The organism is Enterobacter cloacae complex sp. HYC042_NIDB (assembly GCF_056673315.1).
In genome coordinates, this window is sequence record NZ_CP109650.1 from 1278264 (window position 1) to 1292590 (window position 14327).

Annotated in this window: 14 protein-coding genes; 11 read left to right on the forward strand and 3 right to left on the reverse strand. The window is 53.2% G+C overall.

The features are described from left to right. Positions 1 to 91: 91 nt before the first annotated feature. Together ampG and OKF39_RS06045 are read right to left on the reverse strand one after the other, a co-directional pair. Complete coding sequence (ampG, locus tag OKF39_RS06040; RefSeq protein WP_192978584.1) at positions 92 to 1567, reverse strand: muropeptide MFS transporter AmpG; 1476 nt, start codon at positions 1565 to 1567, stop codon at positions 92 to 94. Positions 1568 to 1612: 45 nt separating this feature from the next. After that, positions 1613 to 2191, reverse strand: coding sequence for a lipoprotein (locus OKF39_RS06045; RefSeq protein ID WP_028012160.1), 579 nt, complete (start codon positions 2189 to 2191; stop codon positions 1613 to 1615). Between the two features lie 306 nt (positions 2192 to 2497). Between OKF39_RS06045 and bolA the strand changes: the two genes are divergently transcribed. The 11 genes from bolA to OKF39_RS06100 all read left to right on the forward strand — a co-directional run bounded on the left by bolA (position 2498) and on the right by OKF39_RS06100 (position 13575). Next, positions 2498 to 2815, forward strand: coding sequence for a transcriptional regulator BolA (bolA, locus tag OKF39_RS06050; RefSeq protein WP_003859051.1), 318 nt, complete (start codon positions 2498 to 2500; stop codon positions 2813 to 2815). Between the two features lie 330 nt (positions 2816 to 3145). Further along, complete coding sequence (tig, locus tag OKF39_RS06055; RefSeq protein WP_008503318.1) at positions 3146 to 4444, forward strand: trigger factor; 1299 nt, start codon at positions 3146 to 3148, stop codon at positions 4442 to 4444. A gap of 260 nt (positions 4445 to 4704) precedes the next feature. Next, positions 4705 to 5328 (forward strand): ATP-dependent Clp endopeptidase proteolytic subunit ClpP, encoded by a 624-nt coding sequence (gene clpP / locus OKF39_RS06060; RefSeq protein ID WP_010428105.1) that lies wholly within the window; start codon positions 4705 to 4707, stop codon positions 5326 to 5328. A gap of 125 nt (positions 5329 to 5453) precedes the next feature. Then, positions 5454 to 6728: an ATP-dependent protease ATP-binding subunit ClpX gene (gene clpX, locus OKF39_RS06065; RefSeq protein ID WP_028012161.1), complete on the forward strand. Its 1275-nt coding sequence runs from the start codon at positions 5454 to 5456 to the stop codon at positions 6726 to 6728. Between the two features lie 183 nt (positions 6729 to 6911). Continuing rightward, positions 6912 to 9266: an endopeptidase La gene (lon, locus tag OKF39_RS06070; RefSeq protein ID WP_023334706.1), complete on the forward strand. Its 2355-nt coding sequence runs from the start codon at positions 6912 to 6914 to the stop codon at positions 9264 to 9266. Between the two features lie 210 nt (positions 9267 to 9476). Beyond that, positions 9477 to 9749, forward strand: coding sequence for a nucleoid-associated protein HU-beta (hupB, locus tag OKF39_RS06075; RefSeq protein ID WP_002444653.1), 273 nt, complete (start codon positions 9477 to 9479; stop codon positions 9747 to 9749). A gap of 212 nt (positions 9750 to 9961) precedes the next feature. Further along, entirely contained in the window at positions 9962 to 11833 is a 1872-nt protein-coding gene (ppiD, locus tag OKF39_RS06080; protein WP_028012162.1) for a peptidylprolyl isomerase, read from the forward strand. Between the two features lie 148 nt (positions 11834 to 11981). Beyond that, on the forward strand, positions 11982 to 12362 hold the full coding sequence (locus tag OKF39_RS06085) for a helix-hairpin-helix domain-containing protein (protein WP_028012163.1): 381 nt from the start codon (positions 11982 to 11984) through the stop codon (positions 12360 to 12362). Positions 12363 to 12459: 97 nt separating this feature from the next. Beyond that, positions 12460 to 12858 carry a YbgC/FadM family acyl-CoA thioesterase gene (locus tag OKF39_RS06090; protein ID WP_025756175.1) on the forward strand — a complete coding sequence of 133 codons (399 nt, stop codon included), beginning with the start codon at positions 12460 to 12462 and terminating at the stop codon, positions 12856 to 12858. A 47-nt stretch (positions 12859 to 12905) separates the two neighbouring features. Beyond that, positions 12906 to 13259, forward strand: coding sequence for a type II toxin-antitoxin system RelE/ParE family toxin (locus OKF39_RS06095; RefSeq protein WP_309264747.1), 354 nt, complete (start codon positions 12906 to 12908; stop codon positions 13257 to 13259). After that, positions 13246 to 13575: an addiction module antidote protein gene (locus tag OKF39_RS06100; RefSeq protein ID WP_028012165.1), complete on the forward strand. Its 330-nt coding sequence runs from the start codon at positions 13246 to 13248 to the stop codon at positions 13573 to 13575. The genes OKF39_RS06095 and OKF39_RS06100 overlap by 14 nt, the downstream gene beginning before the upstream one ends. Before the next feature lie 2 nt (positions 13576 to 13577). Here OKF39_RS06100 and queC read toward each other — a convergent pair whose 3' ends face one another. Further along, on the reverse strand, positions 13578 to 14273 hold the full coding sequence (queC, locus tag OKF39_RS06105) for a 7-cyano-7-deazaguanine synthase QueC (RefSeq protein WP_479983579.1): 696 nt from the start codon (positions 14271 to 14273) through the stop codon (positions 13578 to 13580). Positions 14274 to 14327 lie beyond the last annotated feature (54 nt).

Below are 14327 nucleotides of genomic sequence, written 5' to 3' on the forward strand. Positions count from 1 at the left end.
AACAACAAATATTTTTTTAGCGGCTGTTGGCTATTTCACCGTTATAATTTCGGTTAGTGATTACAACGGGAAATAACCTTTCACTTTTTCTTCAGGTCATCTGCGTTTTACGCAAGGCCATAAAATCGAGCAGACCGCCCGTCAGGATCCCGGCGATGGCCAGCAGGGCTCCTGCGTCCAGCAGAAGGGCTTCGAGGGGGAGCGCCAGAGACGTACTGGCGTTAACGATAAGTACCACAAGCCATAGCGCCAGCGCGCCGCAGCCCGCCATTAGCAGACGTAACGCAAATCGGTAGGCGCGGTGATATTCAGTACGCGGCATAAAGTGTTCGGTCCGCTGGGTATATTCCAGGGTCTGGCGACACACCAGCAATAATAAAATCCCCGGCACGGCAGCCGCGACCGAGAAGAGATAAAACGTTGGCCAGCCGTGGGCTTCTACAAACCAGCCGGCAATCGGACCTACGTACACGCGGCCAACGGCCGAGAGTGCCGAGAGTAGCGCAAACTGCGTGGCGGAAAACGATTTATTGCACAGGGTCATCAGCAGGGCGACAAACGCCGCCGTCCCCATGCCGCCACAGAGATTTTCAAAGAACACCGCCGCGGCCATGCTGAACATATGCTTGTCAGTCACCGACAGGAGCCAGTAGCCCGCGTTAGATGCGCCCTGCAGGATGCCGAAGATCAGCAGCGCGCGGAACAGCGTCAGGCGCTGCATCAATGCGCCGCCATAAAGCGCACCGACGATGGTCGCAAACAGCCCCAGCGTTTTATTCACCACGCCCACTTCACCGGCATCAAAACCGACGCCGCGGATCAGGAAGGTGGTGGTCAGGCTCATGGCAAAGGCATCGCCCAGCTTATAAAGGACGATGAGCAGCAGGATCAGCCAGGCATTGTTGCGGCCAAAAAAGTCACGCAGCGGTTCGGCCACGGCCTGTTCCAGCGAGCGGGGAACCGGAATGACGTCGCTCGGTTCGGGCGCAAATAGCGTAGCGATAATGCAGGGGATGAGCAGGGCAGCCATCAGCCAGTACATACCCTGCCAGCCGAGATAACGGTCGGCCAGCCACAACGCCAGCCCGCCGGAGACCAGCATTCCGAGGCGATAGCCCAGCACGCTGATCGCCGCACCGGCACCGCGCTCTTCCGCAGGTAACACGTCCGTCTTCCAGGCGTCGAATACGATATCCTGAGAGGCGGAACAGAAGGCTATCACCACCGCAAGCGCGGCCATCCAGCGGAGCTGTGTGGTCGGCTCAAGAAAGCCCATCGCCGCAATCGCCAGCAGCAGCAGGACCTGTGTCATCACTAACCAGCCGCGACGACGCCCCAGAAACGGCGGCGTATAGCGATCCATCACCGGCGACCACAGGAACTTAAAGACATACGCCTGACCGACAAGCGAGAAGAAACCAATGGTTTTGAGATCGATGTTCTCAACCGTCATCCACGCCTGAAGCGTGCCGGAGGTGAGCGCGAGGGGTAAACCGGAGGCAAAGCCGAGGATCAGCAGAATCGCTGATTTCGGTTGCTGGAAAATGCGTAAGTAGTGACTGGACATGTTCTTATGAACTGACCCGGTGAAGCACCGGGTCAGTGAGCAGGATTAACGTGCGTTCTGCTTGATAAAGTCGTGAATGCTGGTGTCCTGCGCCATATCGGCGATGGTATCCGTCAGCACGCTGTTAACGGCGTTAGCAATATTCTTGTTAGAGGCCTGGAACGCGCCTTCAACAGAGTAGCTGGCGCGGTAGTTTTTGGTCATCTTGTTGCCGTTCTTCGCGGTGGCAATGATGGCGATATCCGCTTTGGTTGCAATGTTGTAGCGCACGTTGCCCTGAGAGACGTCTGCGTACAGGTTGTTGACGATAATCTGCAGATCAACCGCGCCGCTTGGGCCAATCATGTAACCGCGAGCGGTCATTTGCTTCTCAAGCACTTCCTGCAGCAGGAAGCGCAGGTCGCGGGACGCGGTCAGCGTCACCTGCTGGTTGTCGCGGGTCACTTTTGCCAGCGCCTGGTCCTGACGCTGATCGGCACCGTTAATGCTCACGGTGACGCCCATCAGGCTTGGGTCCTGCTGAGGCAGGGTGATTTTTGGTGAGACATCAATAGTGGTAGGCGGAGTCGCACAGCCTGCCAGCATAAAAAGGGCTACCAACGGAAAGAAGAGTTTTTTAAACATTTTCAGGTTCTCAACGAATCGTAAGCATTAAAGAGAGAAAAATTGCCGCCATCATATCATCGACTACGGCCAGGGGAAGTGGTCAACGCATGTAAATTCATCGTCTTGTCTGAAAACTGACCAGCTCATCCTTTTTCTCCTCCCGCCAGAGACGACAGGTATGAGTGTCACAGTGAACTTCATGCATTTGAATGAGAAAATCAGACGAAAGCTAAATATTTGTTGTCAAGGTGTAATGGAAACGGTAAAAGCGGCTAACATTTAAAGGGATGGGTGACATCTTAGCGTTGTCGGAGGAGTAATTTCATGATGATACGTGAACAGATAGAAGAAAAATTAAGGGCAGCGTTCAACCCTGTGTTCCTCGAAGTCGTCGACGAAAGCTATCGTCATAACGTGCCGGCAGGTTCTGAAAGCCACTTTAAAGTGGTTCTGGTTAGCGATCGCTTCACGGGAGAACGTTTCCTGAACCGACATCGCCTGATCTACAGCACCTTGACGGAAGAACTCTCCACGACCGTGCATGCGCTGGCACTGCATACCTACACCATTAAGGAATGGGAAGGCTTGCAGGATACGGTTTTTGCGTCGCCGCCGTGTCGCGGTGCAGGCACCATCGCCTGATAAATCGGATTTGCAACGGCTGGAGCTTTTCCAGTATGTTGCTTACAGATTTCCTCAAAACGGCCTCCGGGCCGTTTTGTTTTGTCTGAGTTTTGAGCGGATGGTGCGATTTTAAGGCTAAAAATAGCCTTAAAGTGTGAAAAAAGCCGCAGCAACATGCTCCAACCGTTCTCGACTCACCTAAGTGATGCCGCTATAATGCCGCGTCTTATTGAATGTCTTCGGGATGATTCTGGCGACAGGGAATGTGAATCTGCACTAAGAGAGCATCCCGGTATAACAGACAGATTCAGAGTTGACCGAGCACTGTGATTTTTTTGAGGTAACAAGATGCAAGTTTCAGTTGAAACCACTCAAGGCCTTGGCCGCCGTGTAACGATTACTATCGCTGCTGACAGCATCGAAACTGCTGTGAAAAGCGAGCTGGTCAACGTAGCAAAAAAAGTACGTATTGACGGCTTCCGTAAGGGCAAAGTACCAATGAATGTTGTTGCTCAGCGTTATGGCGCATCCGTGCGTCAGGATGTGCTGGGTGAACTGATGAGCCGCAACTTTATCGACGCGATCATCAAAGAAAAAATCAATCCAGCCGGCGCGCCAAACTACGTGCCAGGCGAATACAAACTGGGCGAAGACTTCACCTACTCCGTAGAGTTTGAAGTGTACCCGGAAGTTGAGCTGAAAGGCCTGGAATCTATCGAAGTTGAAAAACCGATCGTTTCCGTGACTGACGAAGACGTTGACGGCATGCTGGACACCCTGCGTAAGCAGCAGGCGAACTGGAAAGAGAAAGAAGGCGCTGTTGACGCGGAAGACCGCGTAACCATCGACTTCACCGGTTCTGTAGACGGCGAAGAGTTCGAAGGCGGCAAAGCGTCTGATTTCGTACTGGCAATGGGCCAGGGTCGTATGATCCCAGGCTTCGAAGACGGCATCAAAGGCCACAAAGCGGGCGAAGAGTTCACCATCGACGTGACCTTCCCTGAAGAGTACCACGCTGAAAACCTGAAAGGTAAAGCAGCGAAGTTCGTCATCAACCTGAAGAAAGTTGAAGAGCGCGAACTGCCAGAACTGACTGAAGAGTTCATCAAGCGTTTCGGCGTGGAAGATGGTTCTGTTGCAGGCCTGCGTACCGAAGTGCGTAAGAACATGGAGCGCGAGCTGAACGGTGCTGTGCGTAACCGCGTGAAATCTCAGGCGATTGAAGGTCTGGTAAAAGCGAACGAAATCGACGTTCCTGCTGCCCTGATCGACAGCGAAATCGACGTGCTGCGCCGTCAGGCTGCACAGCGCTTCGGTGGCAACCAGCAGCAAGCGATGGAACTGCCGCGCGAGCTGTTCGAAGAGCAAGCGAAACGCCGCGTTGTTGTTGGCCTGCTGCTGGGCGAAGTGATTCGTACCCACGAGCTGAAAGCTGACGAAGAGCGTGTGAAGGGCCTGATCGAAGAGATGGCGTCTGCATACGAAGATCCATCAGAAGTGATCGAGTTCTACGGTAAGAACAAAGAGCTGATGGACAACATGCGCAACGTCGCACTGGAAGAGCAGGCTGTTGAAGCGGTACTGGCGAAAGCGAAAGTGACCGAAAAAGCGACCTCTTTCAACGAACTGATGAACCAGCAGGCGTAATTTCGCTCTAACGGTTTAAAGTTTGAACAAAAAACCCGTTGCCTTCCGGCGACGGGTTTTTTTTATCGCGGCATGGGTTCTGGAAGGGTGCTAAAACGCCCTTTCAGTGTTAGCGTTACAACAAAAGGTTGTTATGCTTGAAATAGGGCGTGGCGAACCCCATAAGTATGTAATCACGATGATTGAGACTGGCTGATAATCCGTCCATAAGGTTACAATCAGTACAGCAGGTGTTTTCAATTTTGAACCAGGAGACGGAAATGTCATACAGTGGCGAACGAGATAACTTTGCACCCCATATGGCGCTGGTGCCAATGGTTATTGAACAGACCTCACGCGGTGAGCGTTCTTTCGATATCTATTCCCGTCTGCTCAAGGAACGCGTTATCTTTCTGACCGGCCAGGTAGAAGACCATATGGCTAACCTGATCGTGGCGCAGATGCTGTTCCTGGAAGCGGAAAACCCGGAAAAAGACATTTACCTGTACATCAACTCGCCTGGCGGTGTGATTACGGCGGGCATGTCCATTTATGACACCATGCAGTTCATCAAGCCAGATGTCAGCACTATCTGTATGGGGCAGGCTGCATCCATGGGGGCCTTCCTGTTAACCGCAGGGGCGAAAGGTAAGCGTTTCTGCCTGCCTAACTCCCGCGTGATGATTCACCAGCCGCTGGGGGGTTACCAGGGGCAGGCGACGGATATCGAAATCCACGCCCGCGAAATTCTGAAAGTAAAAGCGCGCATGAATGAACTTATGGCGCAGCATACGGGTCAACCTCTCGAGCAGATCGAGCGCGATACCGAGCGCGATCGCTTCCTCTCTGCTCCAGAGGCAGTTGAGTACGGCTTAGTCGACTCCGTATTGACCCATCGTAATTGATGCCCGCGACGCGAGTGTGCCGCTATACTAAGGTAGGGCGGCACGCTGCTTAAAGCACACGCGTCTTAGAATGGCATTTGCGTCGTCATGTGCGGCACAAAGAACTTAAAAAGAGGTTTGGACTCATGACAGATAAACGCAAAGATGGTTCGGGCAAACTGCTGTACTGCTCTTTTTGCGGCAAAAGCCAGCATGAAGTGCGTAAACTGATTGCCGGGCCGTCCGTGTATATCTGCGACGAATGCGTCGATTTATGTAACGACATCATTCGCGAAGAGATTAAAGAAGTTGCGCCGCACCGTGAGCGTAGCGCATTGCCAACGCCGCATGAGATTCGTCATCACCTTGACGACTATGTCATCGGTCAGGAGCAGGCCAAGAAAGTGCTGGCGGTGGCGGTATATAACCACTACAAACGTCTGCGTAACGGCGACACCAGCAATGGCGTAGAACTGGGCAAAAGTAACATTCTGCTGATCGGGCCAACCGGCTCCGGTAAAACGCTGCTGGCGGAAACCCTGGCGCGCCTGCTGGATGTTCCGTTTACCATGGCGGATGCCACCACCCTGACCGAAGCCGGTTATGTGGGTGAAGACGTTGAGAACATCATTCAGAAGCTGCTGCAGAAGTGCGATTACGACGTTCAGAAAGCACAGCGCGGGATTGTTTATATTGATGAGATCGACAAGATCTCCCGTAAATCAGACAACCCGTCCATCACCCGTGACGTGTCGGGTGAAGGCGTGCAGCAGGCCCTGCTGAAGCTGATCGAAGGTACGGTTGCGGCCGTTCCGCCGCAGGGTGGACGCAAACATCCGCAGCAGGAGTTCCTGCAGGTCGATACCTCCAAGATCCTGTTCATTTGCGGCGGCGCGTTTGCTGGTCTGGATAAAGTCATTTCCCACCGTGTTGAAACCGGCTCCGGCATCGGTTTTGGCGCAACGGTGAAGGCGAAGTCCGAGAAAGCCAACGAAGGTGAACTGCTTTCGCAGGTTGAGCCCGAAGATCTGATCAAATTTGGTCTGATCCCTGAATTCATTGGCCGTCTGCCGGTTGTGGCAACGCTGAATGAGCTGAGCGAAGACGCGCTGATTCAGATCCTGAAAGAGCCGAAAAATGCGCTGACCAAGCAGTATCAGGCGCTGTTCAATCTGGAAGGCGTTGAGCTGGAATTCCGTGACGAAGCGCTGGATGCGATTGCCAAGAAAGCGATGGCCCGTAAAACCGGTGCGCGTGGTTTGCGCTCTATCGTTGAAGCGGCATTGCTCGACACCATGTACGATCTGCCATCGATGGAAGACGTCGAAAAAGTGGTTATCGACGAGTCCGTGATCGGCGGCCAATCCAAGCCGCTGCTGATTTACGGTAAACCGGAAGCCCAGCAGGCATCTGGCGAATAATTCACCAAATCATACAAGCAGTTAATCAAAAAGGGGGGATTTTATCTCCCCTTTACTTTTTCCGTATTCATAGCGTTGAATGTGTGGGAAACATCCCCATATACTGGATACATGTTAATGGTTATGTGAAGCACTGTGACATGACCAGCTTACCTGGCGGACACTAAACTAAGAGAGAGCTCTATGAATCCTGAGCGTTCTGAACGCATTGAAATCCCCGTATTGCCGTTGCGCGATGTGGTGGTTTATCCGCACATGGTCATACCCTTATTTGTAGGGCGGGAAAAATCTATCCGTTGCCTCGAAGCCGCCATGGATCATGATAAAAAAATCATGCTGGTGGCCCAGAAAGAAGCATCAACGGATGAGCCGGGTGTAAACGATCTTTTCACCGTCGGGACCGTGGCCTCTATTTTACAAATGCTGAAGCTGCCGGACGGCACCGTGAAGGTGTTGGTCGAAGGCCTGCAGCGTGCGCGTATTACCACGCTGTCAGACGATGGCGAACACTTCTCTGCCAAGGCAGAGTACCTTGATTCGCCTGAACTTGATGAGCGCGAGCAGGAAGTGCTGGTACGTACCGCGATTAGCCAGTTCGAAGGCTATATCAAGCTGAACAAGAAAATCCCACCAGAAGTGCTGACGTCGCTGAACAGCATCGACGATCCTGCGCGTCTGGCGGACACCATCGCTGCACACATGCCGCTGAAGCTGGCTGACAAACAGTCCGTGCTGGAGATGTCCGACGTTAACGAACGTCTGGAATATCTGATGGCGATGATGGAGTCTGAAATCGATCTGCTGCAGGTTGAGAAGCGCATTCGTAACCGCGTGAAAAAGCAGATGGAAAAATCTCAGCGTGAGTACTATCTGAATGAGCAAATGAAGGCCATTCAGAAAGAGCTGGGCGAGATGGACGACGCACCGGACGAAAACGAAGCGCTGAAGCGTAAAATCGACGCGGCGAAGATGCCGAAAGAGGCGAAAGAGAAAGCCGAAGCAGAACTGCAGAAGCTGAAAATGATGTCTCCGATGTCGGCTGAAGCAACCGTCGTGCGCGGCTACATTGAGTGGATGGTGCAGGTTCCGTGGAACGCCCGCAGCAAGGTCAAGAAAGACCTGCGTCAGGCCCAGGAGATCCTCGATACTGACCACTACGGCCTGGAACGCGTGAAAGACCGCATCCTTGAGTACCTCGCGGTACAAAGCCGAGTAAACAAAATTAAAGGCCCAATTCTGTGCCTGGTAGGACCGCCAGGGGTGGGTAAAACCTCTCTGGGTCAGTCCATCGCCAAAGCGACCGGACGTAAGTACATCCGTATGGCGCTGGGCGGCGTGCGTGATGAAGCAGAAATCCGCGGTCACCGCCGTACCTACATCGGTTCTATGCCGGGTAAACTGATCCAGAAAATGGCGAAAGTGGGCGTTAAAAACCCGCTGTTCCTGCTTGATGAGATCGACAAAATGTCGTCGGACATGCGCGGCGACCCGGCGTCTGCTCTGCTGGAAGTGCTTGATCCAGAACAGAACGTGGCGTTCAGCGATCACTACCTGGAAGTGGACTACGACCTCAGCGATGTAATGTTCGTGGCAACGTCCAACTCCATGAACATACCGGCACCGCTGCTGGACCGTATGGAAGTGATCCGCCTCTCCGGTTATACCGAAGACGAAAAGCTGAACATTGCTAAACAGCACCTGCTGCCGAAGCAGATTGAGCGTAACGCGCTGAAAGCCAACGAGCTGACCGTCGAGGACAGCGCGATTATCGGCATCATTCGCTACTACACCCGTGAAGCGGGCGTGCGTAGCCTTGAGCGCGAAATATCTAAGCTGTGCCGTAAGGCGGTAAAACAGCTGCTGCTGGATAAGAGTCTGAAGCACATCGTGATTAACGGTGACAATCTGCATGCCTACCTGGGCGTTCAGCGCTTCGACTACGGCCGCGCGGATAACGAAAACCGCGTGGGTCAGGTGACCGGTCTGGCATGGACGGAAGTGGGCGGCGATCTGCTGACCATCGAAACCGCCTGTGTGCCGGGCAAAGGCAAGCTGACCTACACCGGCTCGCTGGGTGAAGTGATGCAGGAGTCCATCCAGGCTGCGCTGACCGTGGTGCGCGCGCGCGCGGAAAAACTGGGTATCAACCCTGATTTCTACGAAAAACGCGACATTCACGTTCACGTTCCTGAAGGGGCGACGCCGAAAGATGGCCCAAGCGCGGGTATTGCCATGTGTACCGCTCTGGTTTCCTGTCTGACGGGCAACCCGGTACGTGCCGATGTGGCAATGACTGGTGAAATTACGCTGCGCGGTCAGGTCCTGCCAATCGGCGGATTAAAAGAAAAACTGCTGGCGGCACACCGCGGTGGGATCAAAACCGTATTGATCCCTTACGAAAATAAACGCGATCTGGAAGAGATTCCGGACAACGTGATTGCCGATCTGCAGATCCATCCTGTTAAGCGAATTGAGGAAGTTCTCAGTCTCGCACTGCAGAATGAACCCTCCGGAATGCAGGTTGTAACCGCAAAATAGTGACCTCGCGCAAAGAGCGTCAATAAAAACAAGGCTGGTAAGTCATTTCGCACTTGCCAGCCTTTTTTTGTATAGCTAATTTAGATTGCTGATTAGGTCAGCCATCAACAACGGGTGTTGTAAGGTCATGGCAGGCCTGATATAACTGCTGCGCGGTCGCGTTGTGAAGGACTCAGGCGCGATATAAATTATAAAGAGAGGAAGAGAACAGTGAATAAATCTCAACTGATTGACAAAATTGCTGCTGGTGCTGATATTTCTAAAGCTGCAGCTGGACGTGCGTTAGATGCATTAATTGCTTCTGTTACTGAATCTCTGCAGGCTGGGGACGACGTTGCACTGGTAGGCTTCGGTACTTTTGCTGTTAAAGAGCGTGCTGCCCGTACTGGCCGCAACCCTCAGACCGGTAAAGAGATCACCATTGCTGCTGCTAAAGTGCCGGGTTTCCGTGCAGGTAAAGCGCTGAAAGACGCAGTAAACTGATTGCTTTCCCGTTTCAGGGAAGCCGGATAGTACAAGGGCGCATCGTTTGATGTGCCTTTTTTGTTTGTCCAGACCTGATTTGTGCGAGTTTATGCGAGTTGTGGGCTGACAATCGCCCCGTTTTCTTGTCACAATACGCCTTCACGCGCGACGGGCAGGATTTTCCGTCAGCGTCAGGTAACCAGTCACCTACAGCGGAGTGTTGTTACACCATGATGGACAGCTTACGCACGGCTGCTAACAGTCTCGTGCTCAAGATTATTTTCGGTATCATTATCGTGTCGTTCATATTGACCGGCGTGAGCAGTTACCTTATTGGCGGTGGCGCGAACTATGCCGCAAAAGTGAATGGCCAGGAAATCAGCCGTGGTCAGTTCGAGAATGCTTTTGCCGGTGAGCGTAACCGTATGCAGCAACAGCTGGGCGACCAATTCTCTGAACTGGCGGCGAATGAAGGGTACATGAAAACCCTGCGCCAACAGACACTGAACCGTCTTATCGACGAAGCGCTGCTGGATCAGTATGCCAAAAAGCTGGGCCTTGGCATCAGCGACGAGCAGGTCAAAAAAGCGATCTTCGCCACTCAGGCATTCCAGTCTAACGGTAAATTCGACAACGCGCGTTACAACAGTATCGTTAACCAGATGGGCATGACGGCGGATCAGTACGCGCAGGCGCTGCGTAACCAGCTGACAACCCAGCAGCTCATTAACGCTGTCGTGGGTACCGATTTCATGCTTAAAGGTGAAACCGACGAACTGGCCGCGCTGGTGGCACAGCAGCGCGTGGTCCGTGAAGCGACCATTGATGTGAACGCCCTGGCGGCGAAACAGCAGGTGAGCGACGCAGACGTTAATGCTTACTACGAGCAGAATAAAAACGCCTTTGTTTCTCCGGAGCAGTTCCGCGTCAGCTACATCAAGCTGGATGCAGCTGCGCTGCAGGAAAGCGCGTCTGATGCCGAGATCCAGTCTTACTACGACCAGCATCAGGATCAATTCACTCAGCCGCAGCGTAACCGCTACAGCGTGATTCAGACCAAAACTGAAGCAGATGCTAAGGCGGTACTGGATGAGCTGAACAAAGGCGCTGATTTCGCCACCCTTGCGAAAGCGAAATCCACCGACATTATCTCTGCGAAAAACGGCGGTGATATGGGCTGGCTGGAAGATGCAACCACGCCCGATGAGCTGAAAAATGCCGGCCTGAAAGAGAAAGGCCAGCTGTCTGGTGTGATTAAATCATCCGTTGGTTTCCTGGTCGTGCGTCTGGACGACATCACCCCGGCGAAAACCAAGCCGCTGGCTGAGGTTCGTGATGATATTGCCGCGAAAGTGAAACAGGAAAAAGCCCTGGATGCCTACTACGCGCTGCAGCAGAAGGTGAGCGATGCTGCCAGCAACGACAACGAATCTCTGGCAGGTGCAGAGCAGGCGGCGGGTGTGAAAGCGGTTGAGACCGGCTGGTTTGGTCGCGACAACCTGCCGGAAGAGCTGAACTTCAAACCGGTTTCTGATGCCATCTTTAACGGTGGTCTGGTGGGCGAGAACGGCACGCCGGGCAGCAACTCTGACATCATTACCGTTGACGGCGATCGCGCCTTTGTTCTGCGCGTCAGCGAGCACAAGCCAGAAGCGGTCAAACCGCTGGCGGAAGTGAAGGATCAGGTCGTCGCTCAGGTTAAGCACAACAAAGCAGAACAGCAGGCTAAACTGGACGCTGAGAAGATTCTGGCCGATCTGAAAGCGGGTAAACAGGACGCGCTTAAAGCGGCAGGTCTGAGCTTCGGTGAGGCGAAAACGCTGAGCCGTACCGGTCAGGACCCAATCAGTCAGGCCGCGTTTAGCCTGACGCTGCCGGCAAAAGACAAGCCAAGCTTCGGTACCACCACCGATATGCAGGGTAACGTTGTTCTGCTGGCGCTGGACGACGTGAAAGCCGGCACTCTGCCAGAAGCGCAGAAGAAGGCGATGGTTCAGGGCATTACTCAGAACAATGCTCAGATTGCTTTCGAAGCCATGATGAGCAACCTGCGTAAAGACGCCAAAATCAAGCTGGGCGATGTCATGACTCAGCAGCAGTAATTACGTGTCTGCTCGCAGATTTTCGTAACGCTGTGCAAAAACTAAAGGCCGCTTTCGCGGCCTTTTCCATTTCTGCAATCTGCTGTTTGTGCCTGTTTTCACAGGCGGCTATCGTTGCGTGGCTGTCAACAAACAAGGAGATAACAGCATGAAATGTGGAATCAAAGCACTGTTAATTACGCTGGCTATTGCCACCACCGGGATGAGCGCGGGCGCGCAGGCGGCGACGCCCGCCGCCAAACCACAGGCTACGCAGAGCAAGTCTGACGCGGCCGCGCCGGTACAAGGGCAGACCAAAGCGGCTGACGCCGGTAAAAATGCGGATGATGACGGTACGCGGGTCAGCATTAACTCGGCCTCGGCAGAGGATCTCGCCCGCGCAATGAATGGCGTGGGCCTGAAAAAAGCGCAGGCTATCGTCAGCTATCGTGAAGAGTACGGCCCATTCAAAACGGTCGACGATCTCAAACAGGTTCCGGGCATGGGCAGCGCGCTGGTTGAGCGCAACCTCTCACACCTGACACTGTAATAAAGCAATTTCTTGCACTGCGGCAAAAGTTTGCCAGGATAAAGAGGTCATACCAGTTATGACCTCTGATCCTATAACAATGAAAGGCTATTGCGCTATGCAGACAAAAATCAAAGTTCGCGGTTTCCATCTTGATGTTTATCAGCACGTCAATAACGCTCGCTATCTCGAGTTTCTTGAAGAAGCGCGCTGGGACGGGCTGGAAAACAGCGAAAGCTTTCAGTGGCTGACCGCGCACAACATCGCGTTCGTGGTCGTCAATATCAACATCAACTATCGCCGTCCGGCCGTGCTGGGCGATGTGCTCACCGTGACCAGCCAGGTACAACAGCTAAACGGCAAGAGCGGCGTGTTAAGCCAGGTGGTGACGCTCGATCCAGAAGGGCAGGTGGTGGCTGATGCACTGATCACCTTTGTCTGTATCGATCTGAAAACTCAGAAAGCGCTGCCGCTGGAAGGGGAATTGCGGGAAAAGCTGGAGTTGATGATCGCGTAGGATTTTGTCTTTTATAAAAGACAAAAGGATTTTTCAGGGATAGAATAATGGACAGGGACTACGTTGTTGAACGTTACCGGACCCGTGACGGGAAAGTGCCGTTTGAGGAGTGGGTAGCCAGAATTAATCGAAGGGATCCGGATACGGTTTTCCGGATCCTTATGCGGATCAACCGCGCAATAAAACGTAATTTTGGCGATTACAGATACCTCAGGGAAGGTGTTTGGGAGATGCGAGTCGACAGTGGCCCCGGCTACAGAATCTATTTTGCAGTAAAGAATCGGCAGGTTTTATTGTTACTTATCGGTGGTGACAAAAAGAGCCAAAAAGCGGATATCAAACTGGCAATAGATTACTGGAAAGATCATCAAATTAAAGGACAATCGAATGAGCGCCACTGAACGAAAATATTCGAGTTCTGTTAGCCATCATGATGCTGTTGTGAAAATGCTACGAGAGAATCCTTCCTACGCTCAGCGTTATTTGCAAACAGCCCTGGAAGAAATCTATGAAGACCAGGGGATCCCTGCCTATCTCATTGCACTCCGCCAGGTTATCGAAGCACGCGGTGGCATCGGAGAAATTTCTGCTAAATCAGGCCTCTCTCGTCAGCAGCTATACCGAACCTTATCAGACAACGGCAACCCAACGCTGACAACGCTGATGAAAGTCACCCGTGCTGCCGGTGTGAAACTGTTCGACAGCACGGTTAAGTAGCCCTATTTAAGCCCGGTCTTTTTCTGCATCGCGGCCATCACGCCGGCTTTATCGGCAAGATAGTGGTTAAGCCCGTTAGCGCGCAGATTACAGGCGGCGCACTGGCCGCAACCGTCGCCTTTGATACCGTTATAGCAGGTGAGGGTTTCGCTGCGAACCAAATCCAGCTTGCCCCAGTAGTCGGCCAGCGCCCAGGTTTCGGCTTTATCCAGCCACATGAGCGGGGTTTCAAAGCGCGTCTCTTTCGCCATCCCCAGATTGACGGTGTGGTTGAGCGCTTTGACAAACTCATCGCGGCAGTCCGGGTATCCTGAGAAGTCAGTCTCGCATACGCCCGTAATTACCGCTTCGGCTTTTACCTGATAGGCATAAATCGCCGTCAGGGTCAGGAACAGAATATTACGCCCCGGCACAAACGTGTTCGGAATGCCGCTGGCATCGGGTTCGTAGTCCGGTACAGGAATACTGTCCCGGGTGAGGCTGCTGACGGCCAGTTCATTTAACAGCGTAACGTCCAGCACCTTGTGCGCGCGTGCCCCCAGTTTAAGGGCCAGTTCACGGGCAACGTCGATTTCAGCGCGGTGACGCTGGCCATAATCGAAAGTCACACAGTGAACTTCATCATACTGATGAAGGGCCTGAACCAGGCAGGTTGTAGAGTCTTGTCCTCCGCTGAACACGACGACGGCACGTTTCATAAATCATCTCGACTGTTACGGTAAAAACGTTATGTTACCGTCTGGCTACGGCGG

Coding starts and splice junctions, on each gene's coding strand:
- ampG (WP_192978584.1), bottom strand. CDS start 1,567: ATGTCCAGTCACTACTTACGCATTTTCCAGCAACCGAAATCAGCGATT.
- OKF39_RS06045 (WP_028012160.1), bottom strand. CDS start 2,191: ATGTTTAAAAAACTCTTCTTTCCGTTGGTAGCCCTTTTTATGCTGGCA.
- bolA (WP_003859051.1), top strand. CDS start 2,498: ATGATGATACGTGAACAGATAGAAGAAAAATTAAGGGCAGCGTTCAAC.
- tig (WP_008503318.1), top strand. CDS start 3,146: ATGCAAGTTTCAGTTGAAACCACTCAAGGCCTTGGCCGCCGTGTAACG.
- clpP (WP_010428105.1), top strand. CDS start 4,705: ATGTCATACAGTGGCGAACGAGATAACTTTGCACCCCATATGGCGCTG.
- clpX (WP_028012161.1), top strand. CDS start 5,454: ATGACAGATAAACGCAAAGATGGTTCGGGCAAACTGCTGTACTGCTCT.
- lon (WP_023334706.1), top strand. CDS start 6,912: ATGAATCCTGAGCGTTCTGAACGCATTGAAATCCCCGTATTGCCGTTG.
- ppiD (WP_028012162.1), top strand. CDS start 9,962: ATGATGGACAGCTTACGCACGGCTGCTAACAGTCTCGTGCTCAAGATT.
- OKF39_RS06085 (WP_028012163.1), top strand. CDS start 11,982: ATGAAATGTGGAATCAAAGCACTGTTAATTACGCTGGCTATTGCCACC.
- OKF39_RS06090 (WP_025756175.1), top strand. CDS start 12,460: ATGCAGACAAAAATCAAAGTTCGCGGTTTCCATCTTGATGTTTATCAG.
- OKF39_RS06095 (WP_309264747.1), top strand. CDS start 12,906: ATGGACAGGGACTACGTTGTTGAACGTTACCGGACCCGTGACGGGAAA.
- OKF39_RS06100 (WP_028012165.1), top strand. CDS start 13,246: ATGAGCGCCACTGAACGAAAATATTCGAGTTCTGTTAGCCATCATGAT.
- queC (WP_479983579.1), bottom strand. CDS start 14,273: ATGAAACGTGCCGTCGTCGTGTTCAGCGGAGGACAAGACTCTACAACC.